Origin of the sequence: Saezia sanguinis (assembly GCF_003991585.1) — a bacterium.
Lineage (GTDB): Bacteria > Pseudomonadota > Gammaproteobacteria > Burkholderiales > Burkholderiaceae_C > Saezia > Saezia sanguinis.
This window is the reverse complement of sequence record NZ_PQSP01000001.1, coordinates 490,005-503,778: the sequence shown is the minus strand read 5'-3', so window position 1 is coordinate 503,778 and position 13,774 is coordinate 490,005. Positions and strand designations below refer to the sequence as shown.

The 13,774-nt window shown below is 48.3% G+C and carries 19 protein-coding genes and 1 tRNA gene; 15 read left to right on the top strand and 5 right to left on the bottom strand.

Annotated elements, in window-relative coordinates:
- Positions 1 to 62: 62 nt before the first annotated feature.
- Positions 63 to 365, top strand: a complete 303-nt coding sequence (locus tag CUZ56_RS15720; protein WP_162615199.1) for a hypothetical protein — start codon at positions 63 to 65, stop codon at positions 363 to 365.
- Here the strand turns inward: CUZ56_RS15720 and CUZ56_RS16320 are convergent.
- Entirely contained in the window at positions 289 to 723 is a 435-nt protein-coding gene (locus CUZ56_RS16320; RefSeq protein ID WP_126977816.1) for a helix-turn-helix domain-containing protein, read from the bottom strand. The genes CUZ56_RS15720 and CUZ56_RS16320 overlap by 77 nt on opposite strands.
- Positions 724 to 1,201: 478 nt before the next feature.
- On the opposite strand from CUZ56_RS16320, the gene CUZ56_RS02260 reads away from it, so the two are divergent.
- From CUZ56_RS02260 to CUZ56_RS02215, 13 genes are all read left to right on the top strand, one after another.
- The gene (locus tag CUZ56_RS02260) at positions 1,202 to 1,504 is read left to right on the top strand and encodes a single-stranded DNA-binding protein (protein WP_126977814.1); all 303 of its coding nucleotides are present in this window, start codon (positions 1,202 to 1,204) and stop codon (positions 1,502 to 1,504) included.
- Positions 1,505 to 1,521: 17 nt separating this feature from the next.
- Positions 1,522 to 1,725, top strand: coding sequence for a hypothetical protein (locus tag CUZ56_RS02255; protein ID WP_126977812.1), 204 nt, complete (start codon positions 1,522 to 1,524; stop codon positions 1,723 to 1,725).
- Entirely contained in the window at positions 1,722 to 1,880 is a 159-nt protein-coding gene (locus tag CUZ56_RS15715) for a hypothetical protein (protein WP_162615229.1), read from the top strand. Before CUZ56_RS02255 ends, CUZ56_RS15715 begins: the two co-directional genes overlap by 4 nt.
- Positions 1,877 to 2,044: a hypothetical protein gene (locus CUZ56_RS15710; protein WP_162615228.1), complete on the top strand. Its 168-nt coding sequence runs from the start codon at positions 1,877 to 1,879 to the stop codon at positions 2,042 to 2,044. The genes CUZ56_RS15715 and CUZ56_RS15710 overlap by 4 nt, the downstream gene beginning before the upstream one ends.
- A 55-nt stretch (positions 2,045 to 2,099) precedes the next feature.
- Positions 2,100 to 2,945, top strand: coding sequence for a rolling circle replication-associated protein (locus tag CUZ56_RS02250; protein WP_126977810.1), 846 nt, complete (start codon positions 2,100 to 2,102; stop codon positions 2,943 to 2,945).
- Position 2,946: 1 nt separating this feature from the next.
- The gene (locus CUZ56_RS02245; RefSeq protein ID WP_126977808.1) at positions 2,947 to 3,180 is read left to right on the top strand and encodes a hypothetical protein; all 234 of its coding nucleotides are present in this window, start codon (positions 2,947 to 2,949) and stop codon (positions 3,178 to 3,180) included.
- A gap of 3 nt (positions 3,181 to 3,183) precedes the next feature.
- Entirely contained in the window at positions 3,184 to 3,402 is a 219-nt protein-coding gene (locus CUZ56_RS02240; protein ID WP_126977806.1) for a major capsid protein, read from the top strand.
- A 262-nt stretch (positions 3,403 to 3,664) separates the two neighbouring features.
- Positions 3,665 to 4,741: a virulence factor TspB C-terminal domain-related protein gene (locus CUZ56_RS02235; RefSeq protein WP_126977804.1), complete on the top strand. Its 1,077-nt coding sequence runs from the start codon at positions 3,665 to 3,667 to the stop codon at positions 4,739 to 4,741.
- On the top strand, positions 4,742 to 5,080 hold the full coding sequence (locus tag CUZ56_RS02230; RefSeq protein ID WP_126977802.1) for a DUF2523 domain-containing protein: 339 nt from the start codon (positions 4,742 to 4,744) through the stop codon (positions 5,078 to 5,080).
- 2 nt (positions 5,081 to 5,082) lie between these two features.
- Positions 5,083 to 6,120, top strand: coding sequence for a zonular occludens toxin domain-containing protein (locus tag CUZ56_RS02225; RefSeq protein ID WP_126977800.1), 1,038 nt, complete (start codon positions 5,083 to 5,085; stop codon positions 6,118 to 6,120).
- Positions 6,107 to 6,268 carry a hypothetical protein gene (locus CUZ56_RS15705; protein ID WP_162615227.1) on the top strand — a complete coding sequence of 54 codons (162 nt, stop codon included), beginning with the start codon at positions 6,107 to 6,109 and terminating at the stop codon, positions 6,266 to 6,268. Before CUZ56_RS02225 ends, CUZ56_RS15705 begins: the two co-directional genes overlap by 14 nt.
- A 549-nt stretch (positions 6,269 to 6,817) precedes the next feature.
- A complete protein-coding gene (locus CUZ56_RS02220) occupies positions 6,818 to 7,309 on the top strand; it encodes a DUF2726 domain-containing protein (protein WP_126977798.1) in 492 nt (163 codons plus the stop codon).
- 143 nt (positions 7,310 to 7,452) lie between these two features.
- A complete protein-coding gene (locus CUZ56_RS02215) occupies positions 7,453 to 9,153 on the top strand; it encodes a PhoH family protein (RefSeq protein ID WP_126977796.1) in 1,701 nt (566 codons plus the stop codon).
- A gap of 61 nt (positions 9,154 to 9,214) precedes the next feature.
- Here the strand turns inward: CUZ56_RS02215 and CUZ56_RS02210 are convergent, their stop codons facing one another.
- Entirely contained in the window at positions 9,215 to 10,435 is a 1,221-nt protein-coding gene (locus tag CUZ56_RS02210; protein WP_126977794.1) for an AI-2E family transporter, read from the bottom strand.
- A 302-nt stretch (positions 10,436 to 10,737) separates the two neighbouring features.
- Here CUZ56_RS02210 and CUZ56_RS02205 point away from each other — a divergent pair, with 302 nt between their 5' ends.
- Positions 10,738 to 11,652, top strand: a complete 915-nt coding sequence (locus CUZ56_RS02205; protein WP_126977792.1) for a LysR family transcriptional regulator — start codon at positions 10,738 to 10,740, stop codon at positions 11,650 to 11,652.
- A 55-nt stretch (positions 11,653 to 11,707) separates the two neighbouring features.
- On the opposite strand, the gene lgt is transcribed toward CUZ56_RS02205, so the two are convergent.
- From lgt to aroE, 3 genes are all read right to left on the bottom strand, one after another.
- A complete protein-coding gene (gene lgt, locus CUZ56_RS02200) occupies positions 11,708 to 12,514 on the bottom strand; it encodes a prolipoprotein diacylglyceryl transferase (protein WP_126977790.1) in 807 nt (268 codons plus the stop codon).
- 166 nt (positions 12,515 to 12,680) lie between these two features.
- Positions 12,681 to 12,756 (bottom strand) — tRNA-Lys (locus CUZ56_RS02195).
- A 120-nt stretch (positions 12,757 to 12,876) separates the two neighbouring features.
- On the bottom strand, positions 12,877 to 13,740 hold the full coding sequence (aroE, locus tag CUZ56_RS02190) for a shikimate dehydrogenase (protein WP_126977788.1): 864 nt from the start codon (positions 13,738 to 13,740) through the stop codon (positions 12,877 to 12,879).
- Positions 13,741 to 13,774 lie beyond the last annotated feature (34 nt).

Genomic DNA, 13,774 nt, shown 5'->3' with positions numbered 1-13,774 from the left:
CGGTGCTGATGATGTGGTTAAATGGATCGCTGGGTGAATAACTTTTTTACGAAAGGCTTCAAATGAAAAAATTCATTCTGTCGATAATTATTTTGATTTCATTTCACACGCTATCTGTTGCGCAACAATCAGTTCGACCCATTACGGAAGCCCAAGCTATTGAAATAGCAAAACAAGTTGTTATTGCTCGAGGATCATCGCCGGATTGGTCTGGGGTGAATGTATCTACTATGTTCAAGGATGATCAGTGGATAGTTCTTTTTGAGGGAAAACCAAATGTTGAAGGAGCTAACCGGGTAGGGAATCATTTTGCTGTGATAATTTCTTCTGAGGGAGAAGTGATAAAGGCCGTTCCCGGAGCCTAGAGTTATTTTGATTATTAAAACTGTCAAAAACCGCTTCATTACTGGCTGAGGCGGTTTTTTTAACGACTGAAAAAAATGCAGCCTTTTCGAGCTCGTGGAGCTGGTCGGCACGAGCTCGTGCCAGAGCTGCGAATAGTCGGGCTTCGTTCTCGGCGTCAGTGTGAATGATGCTGTAACCCCAGCGGGTCAACCTAAAGAGGGCGATTCTGGCGCTCCATGGCTCCCGGCCTGTTTTAAGCCACTGATAAACGGTACGCTCTGAAACCTGCAACACGCGTGCAACCTGTCGGGGCGTGGCTCCGATTTCTGCCAGAAGGACAGGAAGAGGGGGAATGTTGCGCGGTATGCGGTTGAGCATACCGGATTGTACGTATCAAATTGATATATCAAATGTTGTATTTATATCAATTCTTGATCGAATCTCTGAACTTATTGGCAACTTCTTCGGGTACTTCTTTCAGCGCAATTTCTGCGAGTAGGTCTTTTAGGTTGGCTCCTGTTGCCTCTGCCAAGTATACGCATTGTGCGTATGTAGGCCGTCTTCGGCCTGTTCTCCATGCACTTATTAGAGGTGATTCTATACCTCTAATTAGCAAGCCTGCTCTTTGCTCTCTTGTCAAGCCGTTTATAAGTTTCAATAGCATATTGATTTATCAAGTTGATCATAGGAAAATGCGATTTATCATTTTGATAGATCGTAATGATATGCGAAGTTCACATACCTAAATGAATTAGCAAGATGATAGTTTTTTTAAAGTGTTGTAACCGAGATACGTTGAGGTATCGAATTATGATACCGCAATAACCTATCAATCAAGTCAACTAAGGGCAAAATCATGTTAAACGTAAAAGTATTGAGCGATGCAGTAATTAAACACGATGGAATCTCAGCCAGAACGAACAAGCCTTACAGTTTTAGAAAACAGGAAGCTTACATTTCCACTTTTGACCCCAAGACGGGCAAACTGCGCCCGTATCCCCAGCGTATTGAAATTACGCTCGGTGATGAACAAACACCGTATACGGTAGGTGATTACCAGCTTAGCCCCCTGAGTTTGTACATCGACAAGTTTGGTCGTTTGAACGTGTCTCCGCGACTCGAACCTATCCGAACCAGCAACCCGGCTGCCGCCAAGTAAACCTGAAAGGGGGTCTTATGGACTCGCAAAGCGTTTACAAACTGGCGATACAAGCACAGCTTGCTGCTGCTACCCGTGAACTGACGCGACTGGAAATTGAAGGGAATCCTTCAATTGTGGCATTGCAGTTTTTTTCTCTTCGTGATGGTTCCATTGATGTCATCCTTTTTACAGAGGGTGGCGGCAAGGATTATGACGGCTATGAGGGCTACAGCTTATGAAAAAGTTTTCTGTGCTTCGTCCAGTGGCTTACGTCAACTACAAGGGCGAGACGGTAAAACCCTTGCAGAAAGAGCCGGTTCGGGACTGCGTGCTTAAAAAAGAGTTCTGGGCAGGCGTGTTCATGCAGCAGGCTCAGAAAAGGGCGGCGAAATGAATATCTCTCAATCGTTATCTGCTCATTTGGCACCTATTTATAAGCGTGAGAAAGGTAAACAAATTGCAGTTGAGTTGAAGGCTCGGGGCGTTTTGCTTGTCACGATTGTTCGTCAGGATGGGTCGATTTACCGGGGACGATTTTTATTGAGGGCGGCGAAATGATCGGGCTTGATGGAATCGTTTTTGGTTTGGTGGCATTTGCTGTGGGGGCGTTTATATGGTCGCGTCTGTGGAAGTGAGAGATATTGAAAGAGGCAGCCGCGAAGCGGCTGGCTCTGGGTTTATCTCAATATCAACAAGTGACACGTTGTCTTTAGAACGTGCCCACGCAGTTGAAAACCTCCATAAGCGGGTAGGGGAGCATTACTTCATTGACCCGGTGCAAGGCCGCCTTGCACGCCTGAGAAAAAATGTTGGTGCTTCTGCCCGTCTGCATGTGGTGAACCAGCCAAAAGGCTTTCAGAAAGACCGGGTGATTATGGTCACTCTGACCTATGCCGGGGATAACGGTGACTGGGAACCTCGGCACATTTCAAGATTGATTAAGTGCCTGCGCCAGTGGTGCAAAAGAAGGGCGGTCAGTTGCCGTTATGTGTGGGTCGCAGAGCTGCAAAAGCGCGGTGTCATTCACTACCACATGGCGATATGGCTTCCTAAGGGTTTGACGCTGCCAAAGCCCGATAAACAGGGCTGGTGGCCGCATGGGATGAGCAAGATCGAACAGGCTCGCAAGCCCGTGGCCTATTTAATGAAATACCTGTCCAAAGACACGTCCAAGTGTTTTGGAAGCTTTCCAAGGGGGGCGCGAATTTATGGTGTGGGTGGTCTTAATGATCTTCGTTGCGTTCGTCGCTGGCTTAACTATCCGCGATTTATTAAATGTCGATCTGATGTCTACGAACGTTGGCAACGCTTTGCTGGCGGCGGCTGGATTGATGCTGATGGTGTGCATTACGAATCTGAGTATGAACATGCCTACATCGGCGGACAGCCAGCCGTTAGGCGTGTACATGAGCATGAAAAACTGATCGAGCCGAGCGGGGCTTTTTGCTGGATTCATTGACATGGAAAAAATTTGTGTAGGCATAGATGCAGACGGTTATCTTTATTCTCAGGGCGCTCCTGACGCTGCTCAGGTGTGTTCTTACGTTCTTACGGATTCTGCGGCGGTAGAACTTTACCCGTTCAACCTCACTGCAGAAGAAGGAACCCAGATTTCTTTAGCCATCTTGGGAGTTTGGGCGGCGGCATGGGGCTGCCGGGTTATAGCAAAGATGGTGCATTCATTAGGAGATTGAAAAATGAACAAAGTGTTTGGATACATCAAAAAAGGTAAACGCGCTGTTGTGGCGGGTGTGGTTGCTGCTTCGGCAGTGGTTGCCAATGCAGCACCGATTGACCCGGCTCCGGTAGTTTCCAGTATCGGCAGCAATGAGCCTGCTGTGATTGCAATCGGTGGGGCCATCATCGCAATTCTTGCGGTGGTGCTGGGTTTCAAACTCATCAAGCGCATGATGTAAAGCAGCAAAGGGCGGGGGCGCGATGCGCCTACGCCCGATGCTGCGAACAGTAAGGAACAAAACATCATGGATTCAGGAATCTGGGTACTGATAGCAGTTTTAGGCGCTGGGTGGATTCTGTTTAATGTTTAAACGGCTTTTACTCCTTTTGCTGTGTGTGTTTGGTTTGAGTTTATCAGTTCATGCTGAAACCGTGCGCATATCGGGCCTGTTTAACAGTACAACGGGGACAACTTCATATAACGATGGGCAGTCGTATTGTATGTCTGCGAGTTTGGGCTCAGGTAGAACACCGACAGGCTTTATCGGTATCGGTTCGGACAAATCGACAATAGTCTGTTCATTTGTAAATAGCGATGGGACACCTTCACAGATGGGTGTTAAGCATTACTGCTTGAAAGGTGGGCAGGCTGATACGGCTCAGTTTGGTTGCTATGGCGAAAAACCTGCTAATGCCTGCAAGGCGGCTGGAACTAATTATCTTGAGCTGATGGACGGTGAAGACGTCCCGACAGGTACAAAAGGACTGTTTTGTTTAGATGGCTGTCAGATGAAGGTTCCGGGTACGGTGGCTTGCGTTCAGATTTTAAATCAATGGTCTTGTTATGCAGGGGGGCCGGGCTGGATTACATACACAGGCTCAGAATGTACGGGCAACGAAAGCGATATGCCATCTACTGGCAATGACCCGTTGCCAACAGATTGCAAGGCTGGCACCTGTCCAGGCACGATTAACGGTAATGCGGTTTGTGTGCCCTGTGGTGATGGTGGAATCGGTGACGGTGGGGGCAGTACAGGGGGTGGCAGCGGTAGCGGTGATGGTGGCACCGGTTCGGGCACAGGAACCGGAAGCGGTGACGGTGGGGGCAGTGGTACAGGAGGAAGCGGAACCGGCACAGGCGGCGGCGGTAACGGTGATGATAACGGCGGCAGTGACTGGGGCGGGGACTGCAAGTTAGGTTTTACCTGCGAAGGTGATGCGCTGGTGTGTGCCATCTCGCAGGCGTCACATGTGCTTAATTGCGGCCTGCTGGAAGACCCTAAGCAAACCGATGAATACAAGCTGTATGGTACCGAACGTGGCACCGGGGAAGCTCCTGAATTTGGTGCTATTGGTGATGCTTTGCCGGGTGCTGATATCAATGTTGGTGACTACTTCAAAACTGACAATCTGCTTGGTTCCGGGCGCTGCATGGCTGATAAAAAATTTACATGGAACGGGCGGACCTTCACGATACCGCTATCGGACTTGTGTGATCTCTTTAAATGGTTAGGACTTATTTTGCAATCGGTTGCCCTGTTGTGGGGTATGCGTATTGCGTTTGGAGGGGGTGTGTAAATGGCTTTACCTGCGGCATTGGTTCCTGCGCTCTGGGGCGCGTTTATCATGATTGCTGGCTCTGTGGTCAAGCGTGTGCTTATTGGTCTGGGCTTTGGTGTCATCACGTTTATCGGCACTAAATTGGCAATGAACAGCTTTATTGATATGGCACTTGCCAAGCTCTCCGGGTTGCCTGCGGACATGATGAACATGTTATCGTTGTGTGGCTTTGGAACCTGTATATCGATCATCAGCAGTGCCATTATGATGCGTATGGTACTGGCGGGGCTGTCTATGGTGAATGACCGGGCGGCAAACCTGCGCTTTATCGGTAACAAATCCGGCTTCTGGGGCTGATCATGCTGTATCTGGTGACGGGTTCCAATGGTGCTGGTAAAACCCTGTTTACGTTGCGCTGGGTGCGTGATTTACAACTTGAATGGGAAAAGAAACAAGGTGTTAAGCGTCCTGTTTATTATGATGGCTTTGAGATTAATTCCGATGTGGCCGAGAAATTTGGATGGCTGCCGTGTGACCCTAAAAAGTGGATGGAACTGCCGGACAATTCAATTGTCATGGTTGATGAGTGTCAGCGCATATTTCCAACACGCGCCCAGGGCAGTCTGAACCCGGACTTTGAAGAAGAAATAGCCATCAGTCACAGAAAACGGGGCTTTGATTTCTTCTTGGTCACACAGCATCCGAGCAATATCAGCAGCTTTATTAGAAAATTGATTGGTTCTGGCTGGCATCGGCATTTGAAGCGTATCTTCGGATTTAACCGTGTGAATTGCCTATCGTTCAATTATGCAGAAACCAGTTGCGAAAAACCGTATGCCAAGAAAAACGCTTATCAGGAAAAGAAACTGAAATTTCCTACTGAGGTTTATAGCTGGTATAAATCGGCAGAACTTCACACGGCTAAACGTGAGATTCCTAAAGTCTTTTATCTGGTTGTGTTGGGTATATTCTTTGCATTGGGGGCGGCTTGGCGGTTCTATGATGTGACATTTAACCGGGAAAGTAAACCGGAAGCTCAACAGGTTCAGACAGCATCAGTAGATGTGCAATTACAGCAACAGGCAACACGTTCATCTGTTCGGGAAAATCAGCCAATGTCTACGGTGGAATATATCAAAACCTTTGAACCACGTATACAGGGGTTGCCGCATACTGCTAGTCGATATGATGAGATCACCAAGCCGGTGACGGCTGCGTATCCTGCCGCATGCATTTACAGCGCTGAACGTGATGTTTGTAAGTGTTATAGTCAACAGGCAACAGCGATGGATGTATCTAAAATTACCTGTATGAGCATCGTTGATCGGGGTTATTTCTTGGACTGGGAACCCGATGAGCGCCGCAGAGAGGAAGAAAACAACCATGACAGAGGATGATAAAAAAGCGCTTGAGGCTATCAATTATGAGTCTGATAAGGTGCTTAAAATTTGTTTGTGGTTTGGGGTGCTGCCGATGATATTTTTAATCCTGTTCTGGCTTGGTTCCGGTGTGATTGAAAGTGCTGATGCATTGCTTAATCGTTAACTGGGGGTATCGGGGGTGAAACCCTCCGATCATGGACGGTTGACGATCAACGTGCCGCCTCAATAGGCTGCTCTGACCCTGTTAGCCTGCTAAATTCATCATTCGTGGGAACTTCTTTAAGCTGTCAAACCCAAGGGGGTGCCACGGCTTCAAAAGCAGAAAGCAGTGTGTGCCTACTTTTGACATTGTGTATTATGTCAAATTATAAATAGACTGAAAAGCATTTCTGTTCACATAAAGATCAAACTGATGTTATCCATATTTAGGCTCCTTCAAACATACGTCTATGCATAGATGTCCCCTGCACCAGGCTTCTGAGTTTTTTTCTGCTCCAGGGCTACGTGAATTTATTTGATGATTGCAACAGCATGTCATTCGATCAAATTGAATAGAGCTCATCAATGCAATACAGTTTATGCTTCTTTGACTTATGACGAGCATCAATATTATCTTTCAGAAGCTCGCTTTTAAAAGTAAATGAGAAATATTTTCGTTACAAATGTTTCATCTTATGGCAAACTAATATGCCTTTGATATAAGCATACTTCAATGGATAAATTTCCTTTTTCAACAACCTGGCAGCTTTTTATTATCTTTGCTTGCATAGCCATTGCGGTTATGGTTCAGGTACTTTTTTTAAGAAAGAAGAAAAAGGTTGTTGAAAAGCCTGTGCAGCGCAGAATCATGACGCCCAGAGAGCAAAAGATGTATTTTGTGCTCAAAGCTGCCCTGCCCGAGTTGATTGTTTTCACCCAGGTCAGTTTTTGTGCGTTGATTACAGCCAAATCTTTCGCTTCCCGGGCTACCTTCAACCGGAAGTTTACCGATTTTGTCGTGTGCGATTATGATCTGAATGTGCTGGTGATTATTGAATTGGATGATTGGAGTCACCAAGGCAATGAGCAGCGTGATGCCGATAGGGATAAGCTGCTTGCTGATGCAGGATATCAAGTTGTACGGTTTGAAGACATTCCTGAACCGGGAAAGGTGCGTTCTGAAATCAGAAAACAAGTAGAGACATCTTCGCGTAAGCGGCGTTAAATTTGCCTCTCTCAAATAAGTTATCTGAACAGACCGTGATACGCTTGCTGGAAGAAATGGCACAGCGCAACCGAATTTGATTGAACCCAGCGAAGAAGTTATAGTATCAGCATTCTTCTATTAAAAACGATTGATCGATTTATATGCCTTTACCACCACCTCCGAACAAACGCGCAGATAACATTACTCCTGAAGCATTCAATGTCAAGGCGGCACCCAAACAGGTTGCAGCGAAGAAAAAAACCTCAAAAGGGATGCCTGCGGCTGCGGAAAAACCTGCTGTAAAACAAATCGCAGCAGAGAAAAAGATGGGGGATAAAAAGCCTGTATCAGCGCCACCTGTAGCAGTTTCTCAGGCTGCGCAGCATCATCTTGAAGTTATTGAGCGGCAAAAATTGATGCAGAAAAGGAAAAAGCTCGCGAAAAAGGATGGAAAGCATACAACTGGCACAGAAGAGGATAAGCTTTTTGTTCTGGATACCAATGTAATGATGCATGATCCGGTGAGCCTGTTCCGTTTTGAAGAGCATGATATTTTTATTGCCCTAATTGCATTGGAAGAGCTGGACGCGCATAAAAAAGGAACCACCGAAGTTGCGCGCAATACACGGCAAGCCAGTCGTTATTTAGATGAGCTGGCTGAAGGGGTTGAATTACATGATATTGCGGTTGGTATCCCATTAAACCGTACCGGACATGTTGAAGCTACCGGGCGGCTGTTTTTTCAGACCGAACCATTGAATATGACTTTGCCTTCCAGCCTGCCGGTTGGCAAGGCGGATAATCAAATCCTGGGGGTGGTTAATGCATTGGCCAAGCAGCACCCTACACGCCAGGTGATCCTGGTTTCCAAAGACATCAATATGCGCGTCAAAGCACGTGCGTTGGGGCTACTTGCAGAAGACTATACCAACGATAAAACGCTGGATGATGGCGATTTGCTATATACCGGGGTGCTTGAGCTACCTGCTGATTTCTGGGACCGGCATGGCAAAACGATGGAAAGCTGGCAGCAGGACAGTTTTACTTTTTACCGCATTACAGGCCCTGTGGTGCCCTCCCTTTATATCAACCAGTTTGTTTATTATGAAGCGCCTGGGGCGATCCCATTGTATGCGCGAGTGGTTGAAATCAGAGGTAAAACGGCGGTTCTCAAAACGCTTAAGGACTATACACACAACAAAAATGCTGTCTGGGGCATTTGTGCCAAAAACCGTGAGCAGAATTTTGCGCTGAACTTGTTGATGGATCCTGATATTGACTTTGTCACCCTGGCCGGACAGGCAGGCACCGGTAAAACGCTGATTACATTGGCAGCCGGGTTAACGCAGGTGTTGGATGACCGGCGCTACAGTGAAATTATCATGACCCGTGTAACCGTATCTGTCGGTGAGGATATCGGATTTTTGCCCGGCACTGAAGAGGAAAAAATGGGGCCATGGATGGGGGCTCTGGATGATAATCTGGAAGTGCTGTCAAAAAACGAAGGCACAGCCGGAGAATGGGGCCGCGCAGCAACCAATGAGCTGGTTCGCAGCAAAATCAAAATCAAGAGTCTGAACTTCATGCGTGGGCGCACATTCCTGAATAAATACCTGATTATTGATGAAGCCCAGAACCTGACGCCCAAGCAGATGAAAACATTGATTACCCGTGCCGGCCCGGGCACCAAGATCATCTGTATGGGGAATCTGGCACAGATTGACACGCCCTACCTGACTGAAGGCAGTTCAGGTTTAACTTATGTGGTGGACCGCTTCAAAGGCTGGGGACACAGCGGGCATGTGACACTGGCGCGCGGTGAACGTTCACGTCTGGCTGACTTTGCCAGTGATGTGCTGTAACGCGCCATTGGCGCGTTACGATGCACCTCTCATGATTTTCACAGCCGAAAGGTGATACCTTTTATTCTTTAGGTGTTTGCGTATCGGTCCACAGGGGCATATCTTTTTGTGTGTCCCTGTCCCTGCTCTGCTGCTTTTGCTGAGCCGCACCACCCTCAGACTCCCTTTCCTTTCTGCCTTTCCTGCGTGGACGGTATTGCTGGCGCTGCTCTTTTTGCCGGGCTTCTTCGGTGCGCTCCTGGTCCAGCAGTCCCCAGGCAGCAATGAACAAGGCTGCTATCAAGGGCCCAATGACAAAACCATTCAGACCCACCAGTGACATGCCCCCCAGCGTGGTGATCAGCACAACATAGTCAGGCAATTTGGTATCTTTGCCTACCAGGATCGGACGCAGCACATTATCGACCATACCAATTACCAGCGATCCAAACACAATCAGGAATATGCCTGCCCCAATTTTTCCTGTTGCCAGAAAATAGATGGCAACGGGGCCCCATACCAGCGAGGCTCCCACAGCAGGCAGCAGCGACAGGAAGCTCATCAGCACGCCCCACAGCAAGGCACCCTGCACATCCAGTGCATAAAAAGCAATTCCCCCTAAGGCTCCCTGAATTATGGCAACTACAATGTTGCCTTTGACTGTAGCTTTGACGACGGTAATGAATTTTTGGAACAGGTGTTTTTTGTAGCTGGGGCTCAGCGGCACATAATCAACCACTTGCTGGGCCAGTTTCTCGCCGTCCCGAAACAGGAAAAACAACAGGTACAGCATGACACAGAATGCCACAGCAAAACCAAAAGCATTCTGTCCCCAGCCAACCAGTGTTTTGCCGACGACAGACGCTGTACTGGCGGCAGCCTGCTCAAATTTAGAGCGTATGTCGGCCAATTCTTCTACGCCGATGCGGTCAATCCATTCTTTCAGAGAATCCGGAATGGCGGCCCATAGCTGGTCAAGATAAGGCGTGATGGTTATTTTTCCCGTGGTTTCGTCGGTGATACTTGTGATCAGTGCCATGCATTCCTGCACAATGGCGAAAATGATGAGAATCATCGGGATAATCGCCAGCAATATACACACGGACAAACTGGCAAAAGATGCGGCATTGGGCCGATCACCAAACAGTTTCAGAAAGCGCCGGTGCAGCGGCATAAAGATCAGGGCCAGAATCAGGGCCCAGAAAATGGCACCGTAAAAGTTGGAGATCACCAGCAGAAATGCCAGCGATACGGCCACAAGCAGCAGTAAAAAGGTGCTTTTTTCAATAGACTGGCGCGTCATTATTTTTTAAGCCTTTAAAGCAAATACAAGGGGTACATTGTCGGGGAACAACGTGTGATCATAAAGCAAAATTACATGAAATATTTTTATAATTCCGTGTCAGTCGTAATCATACCGTAGAATCACAGATCCAGCGACAGCATTGTACTCAATTTGTCTTGAGTGTGACAGTAATGACACCTTCTGCCACATGCGAGTAAGGGGGAGCTCTGGGGTATTTTCAACAAAAGGCGGCTTTGAACACGTCAGCGTTAATTTTGAAAAAACTTTACAATAAAAGCCAGTTTTGTTGAATAAAATTCATGCTTGAACTACGCCACCTCAAATCGATTCTGGCCATTGCCCAGACGGGTAAACTGGCACTTGCGGCCAAACAGGTTCACCTGACGCAGTCTGCCCTGTCGCATCAGTTGCGTGCATTGGAAGATTATTACGGCATATCTTTGTTAACACGTTCACGTTCGGGCGTGGTATTCACACCAGCCGGAGAACGGCTGCTGGAATTGGCTCGTATGGTCGTCAGTGAAACCAGCCAGGCGGAACGTGATCTGGTACGCATGAAAGATGAATCGGCCAATGAAGAACTGCGTGTGGCACTGGAGTGTCATACATGTTTTGAATGGCTGATGCCGGTGCTGGATACATTCCATGCACGCTGGCCACAAATCAATATCGACCTGGTTTCCGGTTTTCACAGTGAGCCGGTTGACCTGATTGAAGAAGGTAAGGCCGACCTGGTCATTGCCGGCATCAAGGCGCGCAGCAAACTGCTAACCAATTTTCCTTTATTCCGGTTTGAAATTCTGGCGGTGCTGGCTCCAGGCCATCCGCTGCGACATTGCAAAACAATTCAGGCCAGCGATGTTGCTGGTGAAACGCTGATCACCTACCCGGTTCCAGTTGAAAAAATAGATTTCATCCGGGAGATTCTGCAGCCTGCAGGCATTCACTACAAACGACGGACCGCAGAGCTGACGCTTAATATTTTGCAACTGGTTGCAAGCCAGCGTGGCATTGCAGCCCTGCCCAACTGGGGTGTGAAGAGCTATGTGGACCATGACTACGTGATTGCCCGCCATATCGGTGCACATGGTTTATGGAGTGAGCTTTATGCAATTGCGTCAAGGCAGTTGGCGGTCAAGCAATACATTGCTGATTTTGTGCAGATCATAAGGCAACAGTGCATGAAAACGCTGGACGGCATTGAACTGCTGTAACTGAGATTAAGTGTATAGCAGAGTCATGTACCGCCTTTTCATTGGGTGGCGGCGTCTATTGTTTATTGCTCTGTCTGGTTCCTGCCCACATATACAAAACGACAGCGCCTAAAATCATGGGCACACACAGCCACTGCCCGCGGCTGAGGTCAAAGGCCTGCAGCCCCAAAAAGCTGTCTGGTTCACGGAAAAATTCCACAATGAACCGGAATACGCCATAACCACCAAGAAATAATGCAGACACACGTGCCCGGGCATGAGGTTTGCGGGCATATATCCACAGAATGATGAAGAGCAAAATGCCTTCCAGAACCAGTTCATACAATTGCGAAGGGTGGCGTGCAATCATACTGCCGCTTTGCGGAAAAGCCATAGCCCAGGGGAGTGACGGATCTGCCGCCCTGCCCCATAATTCTCCGTTGATGAAGTTGCCAAGCCGGCCCGCAGCAATGCCCAATGGTATGCATGGCGCCACCAGGTCGGTGATATCAAACCAGTTTCTTTTTTTGACATAGGCATAAATGGCTGAGGCCAGCAGTACGCCCAGAAAACCGCCGTGAAAAGACATGCCCCCTTGCTGCAAGGCAAAAATTTCCAAAGGGTGTGCAAGATAGTAGCCCAGCTTATAAAACAGAATATAGCCTAGGCGTCCGCCCACAACGACCCCGATGACACCAATAAACAGCAAGTCTTCAATATCCTTGCGTTGCCAGCCCTGAGCAGCAATATGGGGTTGTTTGCAACGTAAAGAACCAAGCCACCAAAACAGCAAAAATGCAACCAGGTACATCAGGCCGTACCAATGCACAGAGATGATACCTAAATCAAGGGCTACAGGGTTGAATTGGGGGTGAACCAGCATGATGACAAATGTACGTTGGATAGCGGAGGGTGAATGCAGGTACCGATTGTCCCACAGAATAAAGCCTTTAATCTGATGCCAGTATCAATCTGTGTTTACATCTATGGGTCAGAAATTTTTCATGCATAAAAAAACAGCCACGTTGGGCTGTTTCTGATCAAAATTCTGGTGGGCCCTGCGAGACTCGAACTCGCGACCAACGGATTAAAAGTCCGCTGCTCTACCGACTGAGCTAAAGGCCCTTAAATTTCGAAAGATGGAATTATAACCTGATTTTTTCCTGTTTGGCTAGTCCTTTTTTGAAAATTTTCTTAGTTTGTACTGTACCAATAATACTTCGCATACTTCAAATGAAAGTGAGTTCACGCGTGTGCCTCCTTGCGCAGTTGTTCAAGTACCGGGGCACCTTCAGGGCGCACACCACGCCAGAACAGGAATGACTCAGCCGCCTGCTCCACCAGCATACCCAGGCCATCGCGCCCACAGGCCTGGTGTGACTGCGCCCAGCTCAGGAATGGCTGAGCTGGCGGGCCGTACATCATGTCCAGCGCCATGGCTCCTGGGCGCAAAACTGTGGCAGAAACCGGTACCCCGGCACCTTCAAGGCTGCTGGAAGTCCCGTTGATCACCACGTGGTAGCTGCTGCCACAATCGTCCAGGTTCGTAGCCTTTAGTTCTACCTCATGTGTTTGTGCCAGGGCTGAGTGTCTGGCGATTAAAGCCTGTGCTTTATGCAAGCTGCGGTTCGCCACGGTAATCCGTTCGGGGCAGGCTTCAATCAGGGGGCCCAGTACACCGGATGATGCGCCTCCTGCACCAATCAATAATACATGCTGCCCACGCAAAGGTGTGCCGGCATTGTGAGTGATATCTCGTACCAGGCCGGCGCCATCGGTATTATCGGCCTGCCAGGATTTGTCTGGTAATGTGGCGTCAAATCGCAACGTATTAGCAGCACCTGCCAACTGCGCGCGCGGTGTTGCATGGGTAGCGAGTTTCAGTGCCTCAAACTTGAAAGGAACTGTCACATTGGCACCATGTGCGCCAGAAGCGGCAAAATCCGCAATGCATTGTGAAAAGCCGTCTAAAGGAGACAGCAGCCTGCCATAACGAATCTCCTGACCGGTGGCCTGCGCAAATAAGGCATGTATACGCGGAGACAGGCTGTGCTCAACAGGGTTGCCAACAACAGCATAGATGTTGGAGTGTGAAAGCTGGCGGCTCATAGCGTAACCCTTATGACGAAATCAAAAATGCAGC

Bases quoted from the DNA above. Each gene is read 5' to 3' on its own strand.
- CUZ56_RS15720 (WP_162615199.1), top strand. From the start codon at position 63: ATGAAAAAATTCATTCTGTCGATAATTATTTTGATTTCATTTCACACG.
- CUZ56_RS16320 (WP_126977816.1), bottom strand. From the start codon at position 723: ATGCTCAACCGCATACCGCGCAACATTCCCCCTCTTCCTGTCCTTCTG.
- CUZ56_RS02260 (WP_126977814.1), top strand. From the start codon at position 1,202: ATGTTAAACGTAAAAGTATTGAGCGATGCAGTAATTAAACACGATGGA.
- CUZ56_RS02255 (WP_126977812.1), top strand. From the start codon at position 1,522: ATGGACTCGCAAAGCGTTTACAAACTGGCGATACAAGCACAGCTTGCT.
- CUZ56_RS15715 (WP_162615229.1), top strand. From the start codon at position 1,722: ATGAAAAAGTTTTCTGTGCTTCGTCCAGTGGCTTACGTCAACTACAAG.
- CUZ56_RS15710 (WP_162615228.1), top strand. From the start codon at position 1,877: ATGAATATCTCTCAATCGTTATCTGCTCATTTGGCACCTATTTATAAG.
- CUZ56_RS02250 (WP_126977810.1), top strand. From the start codon at position 2,100: ATGGTCGCGTCTGTGGAAGTGAGAGATATTGAAAGAGGCAGCCGCGAA.
- CUZ56_RS02245 (WP_126977808.1), top strand. From the start codon at position 2,947: ATGGAAAAAATTTGTGTAGGCATAGATGCAGACGGTTATCTTTATTCT.
- CUZ56_RS02240 (WP_126977806.1), top strand. From the start codon at position 3,184: ATGAACAAAGTGTTTGGATACATCAAAAAAGGTAAACGCGCTGTTGTG.
- CUZ56_RS02235 (WP_126977804.1), top strand. From the start codon at position 3,665: ATGTCTGCGAGTTTGGGCTCAGGTAGAACACCGACAGGCTTTATCGGT.
- CUZ56_RS02230 (WP_126977802.1), top strand. From the start codon at position 4,742: ATGGCTTTACCTGCGGCATTGGTTCCTGCGCTCTGGGGCGCGTTTATC.
- CUZ56_RS02225 (WP_126977800.1), top strand. From the start codon at position 5,083: ATGCTGTATCTGGTGACGGGTTCCAATGGTGCTGGTAAAACCCTGTTT.
- CUZ56_RS15705 (WP_162615227.1), top strand. From the start codon at position 6,107: ATGACAGAGGATGATAAAAAAGCGCTTGAGGCTATCAATTATGAGTCT.
- CUZ56_RS02220 (WP_126977798.1), top strand. From the start codon at position 6,818: ATGGATAAATTTCCTTTTTCAACAACCTGGCAGCTTTTTATTATCTTT.
- CUZ56_RS02215 (WP_126977796.1), top strand. From the start codon at position 7,453: ATGCCTTTACCACCACCTCCGAACAAACGCGCAGATAACATTACTCCT.
- CUZ56_RS02210 (WP_126977794.1), bottom strand. From the start codon at position 10,435: ATGACGCGCCAGTCTATTGAAAAAAGCACCTTTTTACTGCTGCTTGTG.
- CUZ56_RS02205 (WP_126977792.1), top strand. From the start codon at position 10,738: ATGCTTGAACTACGCCACCTCAAATCGATTCTGGCCATTGCCCAGACG.
- lgt (WP_126977790.1), bottom strand. From the start codon at position 12,514: ATGCTGGTTCACCCCCAATTCAACCCTGTAGCCCTTGATTTAGGTATC.
- aroE (WP_126977788.1), bottom strand. From the start codon at position 13,740: ATGAGCCGCCAGCTTTCACACTCCAACATCTATGCTGTTGTTGGCAAC.